A 14,643-nucleotide genomic window follows, 5' to 3' on the forward strand; every position below is an offset into this window, starting at 1 on the left:
TTAGCCCCCTCACGTGAGGGGGTTGTCATTTTTATAGATTGAAGGTAAGTCATGGCACTGATCGTACAAAAATACGGCGGTACCTCGGTTGGTTCGCCGGAGCGTATAGCGGCGGTGGCTGATCGGGTCATCCGTTGGCGGCAGAAGGGTAATGATGTCGTGGTGGTGGTTTCTGCAATGTCGGGGGAAACTAATAAGCTGGTGGCGCTGATTAATGCAGTGAATCCAACGGGTTCTGAGCGTGAGAAGGACGCTATTTTAGCCACAGGTGAACAAGTTACAATTGGTTTGTTGGCTCTAGCTTTAGAGAAAAAAGGCCAACCAGCTCGTTCTTATACCGGCGGTCAAGTGCGTATTCTGACCGATGATGCGCATACTAAAGCTCGGATTATGGATATTGATGGTTCTCCTATTCGCAAAGATTTGAGCGAAGGTAAAGTCGTCGTTGTGGCCGGTTTCCAAGGCGTGACTGCCGATGGCAGCATTACGACTTTAGGACGCGGCGGTTCTGATACCACCGGTGTGGCCTTAGCGGTCGCTCTAAAAGCGGATGAGTGCCAAATTTATACGGATGTGGATGGAGTTTATACCACTGACCCACGGATTGAGCCGAAAGCTAAGCATATTCCAGTTTTGAGTTTGGAGGAGATGCTAGAGATGGCGAGCCAAGGCTCCAAAGTTTTGCAAATCCGCTCAGTAGAGTTCGCTTATAAATATGATATGCCTATTCGTGTGCTGTCGAGTTTTGATGAAAACGATGAGGGCAAAAGCACATTGGTCACTCGTGAGGATGAAGTAATGGAAGAAGTATCGGTTCGTGGGATTGCCTTTAATCGTGATGAAGCACAATTGACCGTCAAAGGTGTTCCAGATCGTCCGGGTGTAGCCTATCAAATTTTAGGGCCGATTTCTGAAGCAAATATCGAAGTCGATATGATTGTGCAGAATGTTGGGGTAGGTGGTGCGGGCGGTACGACTGACTTCACATTTACTGTGCATAAAAATGACTACACCAAAGCCACACAAATTCTAGCACGTACCTGTGAAGCTTTAGGTGCAACCGGTTGGGAGGGTGATGAGAATATTGCCAAGGTCGCCATCGTCGGTGCAGGTATGCGTTCACATGCTGGAGTAGCGAGCAAGATGTTTAAAGTATTAGCGGACGAAGGCATCAATATTCACATGATTTCTACTTCTGAAATTAAAGTAGCTGTAGTCATTGATGAAAAGTATTTAGAGCTAGCAGTGCGTGTGTTGCATAAAGCCTTTGGTTTATCCGCCTAAGTACAAAGTTTAAGTTTTTGCTGTTTTTAAAGGCCGCCCAGTTAAGTCCTTAACTGTGGCGGCTTTTTTATGAAGACCTATAGAAAAAAATCTTTAAATCTTAAATAATTCCCTGTTGCTTTTTACCACTTAATGGTAAAAGTACAACAGGGAATATAAAAGTTAAGGCTCAGTTCAGTCGCTATGTGGGAATGTTGAGCAACTAACTGCTGTTCTGAGTATTGGGGTCACAGACTCTATAAGAAGTTCGGTGAATTAAATACAGCGATATGGAGATTTGCGTTATGTTGATATTGACTCGTAGGGTAGGGGAAACCCTGATGATTGGCGACGAGGTCAGCGTCACTGTATTGGGAGTCAAAGGTAATCAAGTACGCCTAGGCATTAACGCACCCAAAGATGTTGCTGTTCATCGTGAAGAAATTTACGAGCGGATTCATCATGAGACCACAGAATCAGCTGTAAGCGAAGAAAATTCAAATTAACTCTTTACCAAAACTGGTAAGCCATGTATCCTTGCGGCCTTCATAAATAAACACGATTTTCTCTGTACGGAGAGGTGGCCGAGAGGCCGAAGGCACTCCCCTGCTAAGGGAGCATGGGCCAAAAGCTCATCGCGGGTTCGACTCCCGCCCTCTCCGCCATTTATGAATCAGTAGTGCAAAGAAACTTAAAAAAATTCTTGACCTACTCAATTGAAATGCGCAAAATACGTGCCTTCAGAAAGCGTCCATAGCTCAGTTGGATAGAGTACCTGGCTACGAACCAGGCGGTCGGAGGTTCGAATCCTTCTGGACGCGCCATATACCAAAGGCTTGCATTAAATGATGCAGGCCTTTTTTGTTTTAGACCAATAAAACCCGAAGGTTCTATTGGGAGGAAGAGAGTAAATAAGGGCGTTCAGGATTACGTTGGTATAACACCGCGGTATTCCCAATCTTTTGAATTAAAACCGCCTCACTAGCATGTTCGAGAATTTGTTCGAGAATTGCATTTCTTAACTCCCGATCACCTGCATTAATTTTGATTTTTACTAATTGATGGTATTCCAAAGCATTATTCAACTCCACCAAGATGGTATCTTTAAGACCTTGTTGGCCAATTAAAATAATAGGATGGAGAGCGTGCGCTAAACCTTTTAAGCGCTTTTTTTGTGCGTCCGTGAGTTCCATAACCGTTCTTCCCAAAAAGGCGCGAGTTTAAGTAGTAAGTTGATAGTATGGCAAGAAGCAAAAGCAGTCACAAATGGTTACGTGAGCATTTCGATGATGAGTATGTGAAAAAAGCTCAGCAAGAAGGCTATCGTTCACGCGCAGTTTATAAGCTCAAAGAAATCCAAGATAAAGATCATGTGTTGCGTCCAGGTACTAAAGTGGTGGATTTAGGAGCAGCACCAGGGGGATGGAGTCAAATTGCGGTGCAATTGGTTGGACGTACAGGTCGAGTGGTGGCGAGTGATATTTTGCCGATTGAGCCAATTCCTAATGTTGAATTTGTGTTGGGGGATTTTCGGGAAGATGCTGTTTTAGCGGAGTTACTTAATTTATTGGGTGATGAGAAAGCAGACCTTGTACTTTCTGATATGGCTCCCAATATGAGTGGTATGGATGCTGTGGATCAACCCCGAGCGATTTATTTATGTGAGTTAGCTTTGGAGATGGCGCAGCAAGTTTTAAGGCCGGGTGGAGCATTTTTAGTGAAACTTTTTCAGGGCGATGGCTCTGATAAGTTTTTACAAGAAGTCCGCCAACATTTCAAAACGGTAAAAATTCGCAAGCCAGCCGCCTCAAGACCCCGTAGTCGTGAAGTTTATGTGCTTGGACAAGGGTTTTTGGTGTAATATTACAGAAACCTGTAAGGTAGCGTGAGGGTCAACAGACCGGAAATGGAGATAGTCTCTTGAATGATTTAACCAAAAATTTGCTTATCTGGGCTGTTATTGCTTTCGTTTTGATTGCAGTATTCAGCAAATTTAGCGTACAGCCTGGTCATCAAGCTTCCGCTATGTCTTATTCTGACTTCTTACAAAATGTGCGCAGTAAGAACGTTAAGGAAGTGGATATCAGAGGGCAAAAAATTATTGGTGTGACCACGAATGGTGAGCGTTTCACTACTTATACACCACCTGATGATCCTCAAATGGTTAGCGATTTATTAGCTAATGATGTGAAAGTAACTGCGGCTGCACCCGAAGAGCGCTCTATTTTTTGGGATATTGTGATTAGCTGGGTACCTTTCCTCCTCATCATTGGCTTGTGGATTTATATTATGCGTCAGATGCAAGGTGGCGGCGGTGGACGTGGAGCCATGTCTTTCGGTAAAAGCCGTGCGCGCATGATGACTGAAGACCAAGTTAAAGTAAATTTCAATGATGTTGCTGGCTGTGACGAAGCTAAAGAGGAAGTTGCAGAGTTAGTCGAGTTTTTACGCGATCCTAGCAAGTTCCAAAAATTAGGTGGCAAGATTCCACGTGGTGTGCTGATGGTAGGCTCACCCGGTACAGGTAAAACTTTGTTGGCTAAAGCGATTGCTGGCGAAGCAAAAGTACCTTTCTTTAGTATTTCGGGTTCTGATTTCGTTGAAATGTTTGTCGGTGTGGGTGCTTCACGGGTGCGCGATATGTTCGAGCAAGCGAAGAAGCATGCCCCTTGCATTATCTTTATTGACGAGATTGATGCGGTCGGTCGTCAACGAGGTGCAGGTTTAGGAGGTGGTCATGATGAACGCGAGCAGACCTTAAACCAATTATTGGTTGAGATGGATGGTTTTGAAGGTAGTGAAGGCATTATTGTGATTGCTGCGACTAACCGTCCTGATGTCTTAGACCCAGCTTTATTGCGTCCCGGTCGTTTCGATCGTCAAGTAGTCGTGCCTTTACCTGATGTGCGTGGTCGTGAGCAGATCCTAAAAGTGCACATGCGTAAGGTACCTTTAGGTGATGATGTAAAGCCAAGCTTAATTGCACGTGGTACACCGGGTTTCTCTGGTGCAGATTTGGCTAATTTAGTGAATGAAGCGGCTTTATTTGCTGCACGCTCCAACAAACGTACGGTAGACATGATTGAGTTCGAGAAGGCCAAGGACAAAATCATGATGGGTTCTGAGCGTAAGTCAATGGTAATGAATGAGGAAGAGAAACGGATGACGGCTTATCATGAAGCGGGTCATGCGATTGTCGGCCTTAATGTGCCAGAAGAGGATCCTGTCTATAAAGTGACAATCATTCCTCGTGGACGTGCTTTAGGTGTAACCATGTTCCTTCCAGTGGAAGATCGTTACAGCAATAGTAAGCAACGCTTAGAGAGTAAGATTTCTAGTCTATATGGTGGGCGTATTGCTGAGGAGTTAATTTTTGGTGCTGAGCGAGTCACCACTGGTGCATCTAATGACATCGAACGTGCTACCGATATTGCACGTAATATGGTGACTAAATGGGGCTTATCAGATCGGATGGGACCTTTAGCTTACTCTGAAGATGAAGGTGAGGTGTTCTTAGGCCGCACGGTCACCCAGCATAAGCAAATGTCGGATGACACTGCACATGCCATTGATGAAGAAATTCGTGGTGTGATTGAGCGTAACTATTCACGTGCTAAGCAAATTCTGATTGATAATATGGATAAGCTGCATGCCATGTCGAGGGCTTTGATGAAATACGAAACTATCGACCGTGATCAGATTGATGCCATTATGCGTGGTGAAGAGCCGAAACCACCTGCTGATTGGACAGAAACAGATGATAACGGTAAAGGTAACCCACCCTCCGTGCGTCTGCCGCAAGCAGGTTCTGGTGATGTCGTGGGGGATCCTGCGGGTTCACACTAAGCAGCGTTAGTTATTTAGTTAATGAAGGCGTGGATTATTCCACGCCTTTGTTTTTGGAGGCGAGAAAATGTTCGATCTCAGCACAGCACGTACTCAAGTGATGGGTATTTTAAACATCACCCCCGATTCATTTTCCGATGGTGGGCGTTTCTATGGCCTAGATGCAGCCCTACAACAAACTGAAGCTATGATTCAAGCAGGGGTAGATATTATTGATATTGGGGGCGAATCAACTCGACCGGGTGCACAAGACGTCAGTCTTGATCTAGAGTTAGAGCGAGTTATTCCTGTGATTGCGGCTATTCGTGAACATTTCGAGATTCCAATTTCTATTGATACCAGCAAAGCCGAAGTGATGCGTGCAGCTCTGCACTACAAGGTTGAAATCATTAATGATATTCGTGCCCTACAAGAATTAGATAGTTTACGGGTTTGTGCACAAGCAGAGGCTTTAATCTGCCTGATGCATATGCAGGGTCAACCTCGGACTATGCAGCAAGCTCCGCATTATGAGGATGTAGTGCGAGAAGTCGGTGAATTTTTCCAAGAGCGTATTGATGCTTGCGTGCAAGCCGGTATCGCCCGTGAACGCTTGATTTTGGATCCAGGGTTTGGTTTTGGTAAAAACTTGGAGCATAACCTCACATTATTCCGCAATTTACAAGCTTTTGACGCCTTCAAATTACCACTTCTTGTGGGAGTATCTCGTAAAGCGATGATTGGAGCTTTATTAAATGGACGCCCAGCTGCTGAGCGCCTACAGGGAAGTGTCGCGGCTGCCGTGGTTGCAGCCGTAAAAGGTGCAAAAATTGTGCGGGTTCACGATGTAGCTGCCACGGTTGAGGCATTAAAAATAGCTCAAGCTGTGCTATAAAGCAGCCCTAAGAATATAAGCAGGATTTCAGTGATGGCTAGAAAGTATTTTGGTACAGATGGCGTGCGTGGCACGATTGGGCAGGCCCCCATGACTCCCGATTTTGTACTCAAGTTGGGTTGGGCGGCTGGCAAAGTATTAGCAGGGGATGGGCATCCACTGGTATTAATCGGTAAAGATCCACGTATTTCTGGCTATATGTTGGAGTCGGCTTTGCAAGCTGGTTTAGCGGCAGCAGGGGTTAACGTGCGTTTACTAGGGCCTATGCCAACCCCAGCGATTGCTTATTTAACACGGGCTTTTCGTGCAGCAGCGGGGATTGTAATTAGTGCTTCCCATAATCCCTATCATGATAATGGTGTGAAATTCTTCTCAGCGGATGGCATGAAATTACCTGATGCAGTGGAGGAGGAAATCGAAACCTATTTAGACCAACCTTTGGTGACGGTAGTCTCTAATGAGTTAGGTAAAGCAGTACGGATTAATGATGCCGCGGGTCGCTATATTGAGTTTTGTAAGCGCGCTTTTCCTACCGAGCTTTCCTTAAAAGGTTTACGGGTTGTGGTCGATTGTGCGAATGGCGCTACTTATCATGTGGCTCCGGATGTTTTCAGAGAATTGGGCGCGGAAGTCATTAGCATTGCGAATGAACCGAATGGTTTCAATATTAATGACCACTGTGGTGCGACCGATACGGCTATTTTGCGCGAGACAGTGCTGAAATATCGGGCTGATCTAGGTTTGGCTTTAGATGGTGATGGTGATCGCTTAATTATGGTTGATCATTTGGGTGAGGTCGTTGATGGCGATGAAGCGTTGGCCGTGATTGCTCAAGAGCGTGGTCGTGACTATCTACAAGCGGGAGTAGTGGGTACGCAAATGAGTAATTTAGGCTTAGAAAAGGCTATAACTCGTCTAGGTGTACCATTTTATCGTGCTAAAGTAGGCGACCGCTATGTGATGGAGTTAATGCTCAAGCATCAATGTGTCCTAGGCGGTGAGTCTTCTGGGCATGTGATTGTGCGTGAGCATATTTCCACAGGGGATGGTATTGTCGCGGGTCTACAAGTGCTACGTGCGATGCTTTATAGCGGTAAATCCTTGCATGATTTAAAGAAAATTATGCGCAAATATCCGCAAAAGCTAGTCAATGTACCGATCAAACAACGCATCAATTTGGATGAGTCGGTGCAGATTCAGGGTGCTGTCAAACAAGCCGAGGCTGAGTTAGGCGAGCGTGGGCGTGTATTACTACGTGCTTCAGGAACTGAGCCTCTAATTCGCGTGATGGTTGAAAGTGAAGATAGCGCTGAAACCAAACGCTTAGCCGAAGCTATCGCTGATGTTGTCCGTCATGCTGCCTAAAACCTTTTGAGTATCTTAATATGTCGATTGAGTCCGAATTAATAGCGCGTAGTCAGAATCAGTGTGAACTTTGTGCAGCCACTGAACAGCTCTCTAGCTTCGTAGTAGCACCAAAAGCAGGTAATCAAGCGGATGAGTGCGCTTGGCTTTGTGCCAGTTGCCAAAGCCAAATGCCCAAAGAAGCATCTTTAGATGTGCAACATTGGCGCTGCTTAAATGATAGTATGTGGAGTCAGACTCCTGCAATACAGGTTTTGGCTTGGCGGATCTTGAATCGTTTGTCTAATGAGGCTTGGGCGCAACAAGCTTTAGATATGCTGTATTTGGACGAGGTAAGTTTAGCTTGGGCGCAAGCTGATATAGTTCAGCCAGATGAAGATAGGGTCGTGCATCGCGATAGCAATGGTGCAATCTTACAAGCAGGTGACACGGTAACTTTGATTAAAGACTTGGTGGTCAAGGGGGCTAATTTTACTGCTAAGCGTGGTACGGCGGTGCGCAATATTTCTTTAGTACGTGATAATGCTGAGCATATCGAAGGTCGGGTGAATGATCAGCAGATTGTGATCTTGACACAATTTGTGAAGAAGGTTGGTTAACAATAGGTAAGGAGTTGTCTGAACTTAATTAAATTCAGACAACTCACAGAGTCACTGTTAGCTAGATAAATAATGAAGCTCCCAACCCGCCAAACGATACAATGATCGCGGCCATATACCAGCGAAAAATCCCCTGATAATAAAGCCCAGCATTGGCGGTGTCATAGCGATTAGTTAAGAGCTTGAATAAAGTAAAAATCATTAAGCCGATACCGATTAATAAGGTAATCGCTACTACCGCATCAGCTACGGTTTGAATCGCTGAGCTGTCATCATCAGCAATCGCCCATTGCGCCAAGAAATTCATCAAAAAGCCCAACATGATACCGATAGATGTAACCATCGGTTGGCGAAAATCACGGATGTCGTGATTCATAGGGGTATCTTTGTGATCGAACATGATGCGCTGCGCTCTGCTTAAAGAAAGAGTTAGACCAATTTAAGCACGGCTTTAGCAGCACGTACACCACTTAAATAAGCACCATGCACCGTGCCGGGATAAGCACTATGAGTAGCTTCACCCGCCCAATACAAACGTCCACTTTTGCTCGCTAAGGCTTGGCGATCTTGGTTACTGCTCCCGACTGCGTTGAACGAGTAAGAGCCATAGGCTAAAGGATCTTGTGCCCAACGTGTAATTTGTGCACTTGTTGGTTGTGGAATAGCATTGCCAAACATTGCTTTCAAAACTTTCATAGCATCAGCGATCAAAGCTTGGTCACTCCAAGCTTCTACTTCACGTGCGCGATCAGCAGCATGAAAACCAAGTAAAACTGGTGCGCCAGTTTTGGCAAAACTAACCCATTCTACCCAGCAGCCCGCATCAGGGGATAGATACTCTAGCCAATCGATATCTTTTGGCCAAAACACCGTATTGAATCTTAAATAAGCTTTATTTAATAAGCCCATCCCTAAACGCTGGATTGCTGCTTGTTTTGCAGCCGGTAAAGATGGATTAAATTGAATTGTTTTCCGCTTTAATACTCCTAACGGTACTGTGATGATCGCATAATCGGCTTTGTAAGTCTGATCTTGGGTTTTGACTGTAACGCCTGCATTAGTGTAATTAATACGAGAGACGATTTGACCTAAGCGTACATCCAAGCCTTGCGCTAGATAATTAGGGATTTGATCGTAACCCTGTGGGAACAAGACATCAGCCCCACTAAATTCTTCATTATCCTCAACCGTTTGTGCTGATATTTCCTGAGTAGAGCCTGAGTATTCCTGCTCATAAGTACTATTTAAATAGAAATTTAATTGCGCTTGATAAGCAGAGCCAAGCGGCTTGTTTACAACACGCTCGACCGCCGCCTGTAAGGAAATATCCGTATCTAAATTAGCCGCTTGCTTAAGCGCTTTACTTACTAAGTTTTCCATGGCTGTTTCATTAGTACCTTGGACACCCAACTGTTTCAGGCGCGCATCAATATACAGCTCAGCATTATCATAACTGGTGGCAATACGCTTAGCCTGAGCAGCATTGGCTAACTCAGTGATGGGATTTTGCCGTTGCCCATGAATCCAAGAAGCACCTAGATCCAGAGGATACTCAGGCCACACACGACTGGTGTGGATGCGTCCGCCAGTACGCTCACGAGCTTCAATCACGGTTACTTTTAGGCCTTGATCACTCAAACTACGCGCAGCAGCCAGCCCTGCTATACCTGCCCCAATAATCAAAATGGTTGGAGCATCAGCGGCTTGTAAACTAGTATTCATAACTAAGGGATAAGCGGCTAAACTGGCTAAAAATTCACGGCGTGAAAAAGTCATGATATGCACTATGGTTGATACTAATAGGAAAATCTTAGACTTAAAAAAAACAAAAGGCCAGTCTTAGCTGGCCTCTGTTGCTGGTTTAAGCTTGAGTTGTAGGGGTGCTAACTATTGGCAAAGCGGTATCTGGATCTTTATGTGATCCATGCACCTCTGGTTTTCCCCGCATGAAAACCCAACGCAAGCCACGGCGTAGATCATCAATAAAAGTAAATACCACTGGAATCACCAACAAGCTCAGCAGGGTTGAGGCAATCAATCCACCGATCACCACAATCGCCATCGGTGAACGGAAACTGGGATCTACCCCCAAACCTAAAGCAGTTGGCAACATCCCAGCACCCATAGCAATCGTTGTCATGACAATAGGGCGAGCACGCTTATGGCAAGCATCGACTAAAGCTTCAAAACGCTGCATGCCGCGCATGTGAATATCTACAATCGCGTATTCCACTAGCAGGATGGAGTTCTTAGTCACGATCCCCATTAACATAATGAGGCCAATCACTGAGGGCATGGAAAAACTGCTGTGTGTGAGCAATAAAGCTACAAATGCTCCCCCGAGTGACAAAGGTAAAGCCATCAGAATGGTGATCGGTTGCATGAAGTCATGGAATAGCAGTACTAAGACCACATAAATAATCATCACTCCAATCAGCATCGCACCACCAAAGCTACCAAATAGCTCTTGCATATTTTCCACATCACCTGCAGGTGGACGAGAAACACTAGGCGGTAAGGTTTGAATGCTAGGAAGTTGCTCGACCTCGGCTACCACGTCACCTAAACCTCGACCATTTAACTCAACGTCAATCGTCACATTGCGCCTGCGTTCTAAGCGCTGGATTTGAGTGGGGCCACTGCTTAATTGCACCTCCGCTACTGCGGATAAAGGCACTTCACCATTCCGCCCCGGAATACGGAGTTGCTGAATCGCTTGCAGATCAGTGCGTACTTGTTTATCTAAACGTACCCGCACGGGAATTTGCCGTTGTGGTAAATTGAGTTTGGGTAAGCGGCTTTCAAAGTCCCCCGTCGTTGCGATTTGCACTACAGAAGCTAAGGCTTGTGTGCTCACACCTAACTCTGCTGCGCGCGCAAAATTCGGGGTAATATGAATTTCTGGGCGCTGTAAGCTGGCATTGGAGGTGATATTGCCTAAGCCGGTGAGTGTGCGCAGATCTTTTTCTACGGCGGTGACGCTGGAGTTAAGCGCATTGGCATCATCGCTGGCCAAAGTAACTTGTAATTGCTCACCATTGCCACCTAAGCCCACTTTAATCCGTGCCCCCGGTAGGTCTTGAATCGCTTTGCGAATCAAGTTTTCGATGTCCTGTTGAGTCAGCGAGCGCTCAGTACGATGCGTGAGGACAATGGTTAAAGTGGCTTTACGGGCATCAGTACCCCCACCACCACCGAAGGGGCCTTGCTGGCTGGCTTCATAACCGACGATAGAAAACACATGCTTGATTTCTGGAACGGATACAATTTTCTGACGAGCTTCTTCTGCAATAATGCGTGTCTCTTCTAAGGTACTGCCCGGTTGCAGCTCAACCGTGACACCGGTAATACCTTCGTCACCCGGTGGAATGAAGCCTTTAGGTAATAAAGGAATTAACATGATGGAGCCAATGAAGAAGGCAATCGCTAAAATCAAGGTGATAAACCGATGCCGCAAACACCATTTCATCAAGCGCAGATAGTGGGTCATAATCCAACCGTCTTTTTGCTGATGCTCTTTCGGGGCTTTGAGAATATAGGCCGCCATCATCGGTGTGAGCATCCGTGCTACCACCAGCGAAAAGAACACTGAAATAGCCGCAGTCATGCCGAAAGGTTCAAAGAACTTACCCACTACGCCGCCCATGAATGCGGTAGGGAGGAAGACTGCAATCAAGGTAGCTGTAGTGGCAATTACGGCGAGGCCAATTTCATCGGCTGCTTCCATCGCGGCTTGGAAGGGTGTCTTTCCCATATGTAAATGGCGGACGATATTTTCCACTTCCACAATCGCATCATCGACCAAGACCCCCACAACTAAGGCCAGCGCGAGCAGCGTCAGAATATTCATGGTATAGCCCATATAATACAAAGCTGCAAAGGTCGGTAGAATGGCTAAGGGTAGGGCAATTGCTGAAACTAATGTCGAGCGGAGGTCTCGTAAAAATAACCAGACCACTAAAATCGCTAAGGCTGCGCCCTCATACATCAGTAGCATGGAGCCTTCATAGTTATCTTTAACTGAGGTAACTCGGTCAAATGCCTCAACAATTTTGACTTGTGGATGCTGTTCATTAAGCTTTTGCACAGCCGCACGCACACGCTCAGCCGTATCCACTTCACCCGCACCTTTAACCCGCGTAATCTGGAAGCCGACGACAGGTTTGCCGTCCCAGAGTGCGTACATGGCACGCTCAGCATAAGTATCCTGAACTTTAGCAATTTGATCTAAGCGCACATAACGCCCACCGGCGAGTGGAATCGGCAACGCAGCTAAATCATCTGCCGTTTTTACTGCACCTAAAGTACGCACTGACTGAACTGAACCACCGACATCCCCTCGTCCGCCGGAAGCATCTTTTTGCATCTGTCCGAGAGCTTGTGATACGGCATCAGCGGTAATCCCTAAACCTGCCATCAAAGCCGGGTTGAGATTCACTTGTACTTCGCGGTCAACCCCACCAATGCGGCTGCTTTTACCTACACCGGGCACTGCCATCATGGCTTTGGATACTTCATTATCCACAAACCATGACAAAGCCTCTTCATCCAAACGGTCTGAGGCGACTGTGAAGGTTACAATCGGATTACCAGAGGTAGTGACTTTACCCACAATTGGGTCAGTCATACTGCCCGGCAGATCTGCACGAATCCCATCCACCGCATTGCGCACTTCACTTAAAGCAGTCTCGATATTCTTATCGATAATAAATTCAATCGCGGTTACCGAAGAACCATCCGTGAGGGTGGATTGAATATGTTTAATCCCATCTAAAGAGGCGACTGCATCTTCGACTTTGCGAGTCACCTCGGTCTCTAATTGTGAAGGAGAAGCCCCTTCAAGCCCTGCACTCACCGTAATGACGGGCAATTCAATATCAGGAAATTGTTGAATAGTTAGTGAGCGGAAACCATGAATGCCAAGAATACTCAGCACCATGAACAGCAAGAGAGCAGGGACAGGGTTGCGTATTGACCACGCGGAAATATTCATGGTTTTTTCACACCTGCACCTGCACCTGCACCTGCACCTGCACCTGCACCTGCACCTGCACCTGCAATTTGCACTAAATCGCCATCATTGAGGAAAGCGCCACCGGTCGCGACCAATTTAATATCTGTTGGCAAGTCACTGAGGATTTCAACTCGATCTTGCACACGCCGGCCAATTTTTACTTCATGCTGAATCACACGATTATCGGCACCAATTTCAAACACGATGTGTCGACCATCTCGTAAAATCACTACCGCTTGCGGTACAGTTAAAGCGTCTGTTTGCCCTTGGCGAATAGTGCCTTGAACAAACATGCCAGCTCGTGCACTGCTGCCTGAAGGCAAGCTCACATACACCAAAGCGCGCCGCGTATTCGCATCCAGTTGTGGAGAGATTAGGCGTACTTGGCCTTCTATGACCTCGCCAGTATTAATGGTGACACTAGCGGTTTGACCTTCGCGGATTTGCCCCAAATCATTACTCGAGACTTCAGCACGCCACTCCAGTTTGTTTTGACGAATGATACGAAAGAGTTCTGCGCCAGTTTGCACCACACTGCCTAAAGCAGCCGTGCGTGCGTTGATGACACCATCATCGGCTGCTACAATCGTGGTTTGACCAAGGCGAATTTCTTGGCTTCTTAAAGCGGCTTGTTGAACTTTTAAAGCAGCATTTTGTGCTTCCAAAACGGCTTCCTGAGCTTTTACCGCCAAGCGACTCGATTCAACAGCGGCTTCTTGCGATTTAACTTCGGCTTGCTTGGCAGATAGCCCCGCTTTTTGCGCCGTTACTCCCGCTTTTTGCGCATCTAAAGCCGCTCTTTGTGAGGCAATAGTGGCTTTTTGGCTGTCAATGCCAGCACGAGCGGTGGCTTCACCAGTAATATACTGATCGACTTGTTGCATCGGCAAAGCACCACTGGTTTTTAGTTGGCGCGCCCGATCTGCATTTGCTTTGGCTTCAGTGAAATTAGCATTGGCTTGTACTAAACCTGCATTGGCTTGTGCGATGCCTGCTTCTGCTTGGCCTAAAGCTGCTTGAGCTTGGCTAATAGAGGCATTCGCTTGTACTAAGCCCGCTTCTGCTTGGGTAACGCCCGCTTGAGCTTGTACGACACCTGCCTCAGATTGCGCAACTCCCGCTTGGGCTTTTAAAACTTCCGCTTTGGCCTGATTAATTACTGCTTGTTGTTGGGCAATATCCGCTTGGACGGTCTCTTGGGAAAGTTTAACTAAAGATTGGCCTTTCTTGACGGTTTCACCCACATCCACCAACACGTCGGTAATGCGCAGACCGCCAATTTCTGCGGAAATAATCGCTTCTTGCCAAGGATTGATCACACCATCGGCTTGAATAGTAGTATCCCAAGAGTCTTTTTGTGGGCTAACACTGGTGACCGTGAGCGCGGGCTTTGAAGCTCCACCTGCTGGCTTACCACCCTGAGCTGCTGCCGGTTTAGTATCCGTATTAGCTGGAGCAGGAGCAACTACAGCAGGAGCTGTTTCACTAGTGGAGCTAGGGACTGAGCCAGTTGTTGCTTGGCTTGGAGTCGTTTGTGCCTGACTAATCAGGATCGGGTTCAGTGCTACAGCTAGCCCAAGAAGACTGCAGATCGTGATCCGAGGTATGCGTCTGACTGATTTCATAATAATTCTTTTAGCTCAAAAATTAATTAATGACGGTAGTAGCTACTATCAAAATGA

12 protein-coding genes and 2 tRNA genes are annotated in these 14,643 nt (G+C 46.5%); 9 read left to right on the top strand and 5 right to left on the bottom strand.

The window, feature by feature from the left end:
• Positions 1–51: 51 nt before the first annotated feature.
• The 4 genes from Q0307_RS01175 (at position 52) to Q0307_RS01190 (ending at position 2,087) form a co-directional block, all read left to right on the top strand.
• Positions 52–1,284, top strand: a complete 1,233-nt coding sequence (locus Q0307_RS01175) for an aspartate kinase (protein ID WP_298655249.1) — start codon at positions 52–54, stop codon at positions 1,282–1,284.
• A gap of 284 nt (positions 1,285–1,568) precedes the next feature.
• Positions 1,569–1,769 (top strand): carbon storage regulator CsrA, encoded by a 201-nt coding sequence (csrA, locus tag Q0307_RS01180; RefSeq protein ID WP_298655252.1) that lies wholly within the window; start codon positions 1,569–1,571, stop codon positions 1,767–1,769.
• A gap of 68 nt (positions 1,770–1,837) precedes the next feature.
• Positions 1,838–1,928: transfer RNA gene (locus Q0307_RS01185), tRNA-Ser, on the top strand.
• 82 nt (positions 1,929–2,010) lie between these two features.
• Positions 2,011–2,087: transfer RNA gene (locus tag Q0307_RS01190), tRNA-Arg, on the top strand.
• A 66-nt stretch (positions 2,088–2,153) separates the two neighbouring features.
• On the opposite strand, the gene Q0307_RS01195 is transcribed toward Q0307_RS01190, so the two are convergent.
• Positions 2,154–2,456, bottom strand: coding sequence for a YhbY family RNA-binding protein (locus tag Q0307_RS01195; protein ID WP_298655255.1), 303 nt, complete (start codon positions 2,454–2,456; stop codon positions 2,154–2,156).
• 47 nt (positions 2,457–2,503) lie between these two features.
• Between Q0307_RS01195 and rlmE the strand changes: the two genes are divergently transcribed.
• From rlmE to Q0307_RS01220, 5 genes are all read left to right on the top strand, one after another.
• Positions 2,504–3,124 carry a 23S rRNA (uridine(2552)-2'-O)-methyltransferase RlmE gene (rlmE, locus tag Q0307_RS01200; RefSeq protein WP_298655258.1) on the top strand — a complete coding sequence of 207 codons (621 nt, stop codon included), beginning with the start codon at positions 2,504–2,506 and terminating at the stop codon, positions 3,122–3,124.
• Between the two features lie 59 nt (positions 3,125–3,183).
• Positions 3,184–5,109 (top strand): ATP-dependent zinc metalloprotease FtsH, encoded by a 1,926-nt coding sequence (gene ftsH / locus Q0307_RS01205; protein ID WP_298655261.1) that lies wholly within the window; start codon positions 3,184–3,186, stop codon positions 5,107–5,109.
• Between the two features lie 67 nt (positions 5,110–5,176).
• Positions 5,177–5,983, top strand: a complete 807-nt coding sequence (gene folP, locus Q0307_RS01210; protein WP_298655264.1) for a dihydropteroate synthase — start codon at positions 5,177–5,179, stop codon at positions 5,981–5,983.
• Between the two features lie 33 nt (positions 5,984–6,016).
• Positions 6,017–7,348, top strand: a complete 1,332-nt coding sequence (gene glmM / locus Q0307_RS01215) for a phosphoglucosamine mutase (RefSeq protein WP_298655267.1) — start codon at positions 6,017–6,019, stop codon at positions 7,346–7,348.
• 20 nt (positions 7,349–7,368) lie between these two features.
• Complete coding sequence (locus Q0307_RS01220; RefSeq protein ID WP_298655270.1) at positions 7,369–7,947, top strand: alkylphosphonate utilization protein; 579 nt, start codon at positions 7,369–7,371, stop codon at positions 7,945–7,947.
• 61 nt (positions 7,948–8,008) lie between these two features.
• On the opposite strand, the gene Q0307_RS01225 is transcribed toward Q0307_RS01220, so the two are convergent.
• The 4 genes from Q0307_RS01225 to Q0307_RS01240 form a co-directional block, all read right to left on the bottom strand.
• On the bottom strand, positions 8,009–8,347 hold the full coding sequence (locus tag Q0307_RS01225) for a hypothetical protein (RefSeq protein ID WP_298655272.1): 339 nt from the start codon (positions 8,345–8,347) through the stop codon (positions 8,009–8,011).
• Positions 8,348–8,376: 29 nt separating this feature from the next.
• Positions 8,377–9,723 (bottom strand): FAD-dependent oxidoreductase, encoded by a 1,347-nt coding sequence (locus tag Q0307_RS01230; protein ID WP_298655275.1) that lies wholly within the window; start codon positions 9,721–9,723, stop codon positions 8,377–8,379.
• 85 nt (positions 9,724–9,808) lie between these two features.
• Positions 9,809–12,940, bottom strand: coding sequence for an efflux RND transporter permease subunit (locus Q0307_RS01235; protein ID WP_298655277.1), 3,132 nt, complete (start codon positions 12,938–12,940; stop codon positions 9,809–9,811).
• On the bottom strand, positions 12,937–14,586 hold the full coding sequence (locus Q0307_RS01240; RefSeq protein WP_298655280.1) for an efflux RND transporter periplasmic adaptor subunit: 1,650 nt from the start codon (positions 14,584–14,586) through the stop codon (positions 12,937–12,939). Before Q0307_RS01240 ends, Q0307_RS01235 begins: the two co-directional genes overlap by 4 nt.
• Positions 14,587–14,643: the final 57 nt, after the last annotated feature.

This window comes from uncultured Thiothrix sp. (assembly GCF_937873765.1).
Lineage (GTDB): Bacteria > Pseudomonadota > Gammaproteobacteria > Thiotrichales > Thiotrichaceae > Thiolinea.

Coding starts and splice junctions, on each gene's coding strand:
- Q0307_RS01175 (WP_298655249.1), top strand. CDS start 52: ATGGCACTGATCGTACAAAAATACGGCGGTACCTCGGTTGGTTCGCCG.
- csrA (WP_298655252.1), top strand. CDS start 1,569: ATGTTGATATTGACTCGTAGGGTAGGGGAAACCCTGATGATTGGCGAC.
- Q0307_RS01195 (WP_298655255.1), bottom strand. CDS start 2,456: ATGGAACTCACGGACGCACAAAAAAAGCGCTTAAAAGGTTTAGCGCAC.
- rlmE (WP_298655258.1), top strand. CDS start 2,504: ATGGCAAGAAGCAAAAGCAGTCACAAATGGTTACGTGAGCATTTCGAT.
- folP (WP_298655264.1), top strand. CDS start 5,177: ATGTTCGATCTCAGCACAGCACGTACTCAAGTGATGGGTATTTTAAAC.
- glmM (WP_298655267.1), top strand. CDS start 6,017: ATGGCTAGAAAGTATTTTGGTACAGATGGCGTGCGTGGCACGATTGGG.
- Q0307_RS01220 (WP_298655270.1), top strand. CDS start 7,369: ATGTCGATTGAGTCCGAATTAATAGCGCGTAGTCAGAATCAGTGTGAA.
- Q0307_RS01225 (WP_298655272.1), bottom strand. CDS start 8,347: ATGTTCGATCACAAAGATACCCCTATGAATCACGACATCCGTGATTTT.
- Q0307_RS01230 (WP_298655275.1), bottom strand. CDS start 9,723: ATGACTTTTTCACGCCGTGAATTTTTAGCCAGTTTAGCCGCTTATCCC.
- Q0307_RS01235 (WP_298655277.1), bottom strand. CDS start 12,940: ATGAATATTTCCGCGTGGTCAATACGCAACCCTGTCCCTGCTCTCTTG.
- Q0307_RS01240 (WP_298655280.1), bottom strand. CDS start 14,586: ATGAAATCAGTCAGACGCATACCTCGGATCACGATCTGCAGTCTTCTT.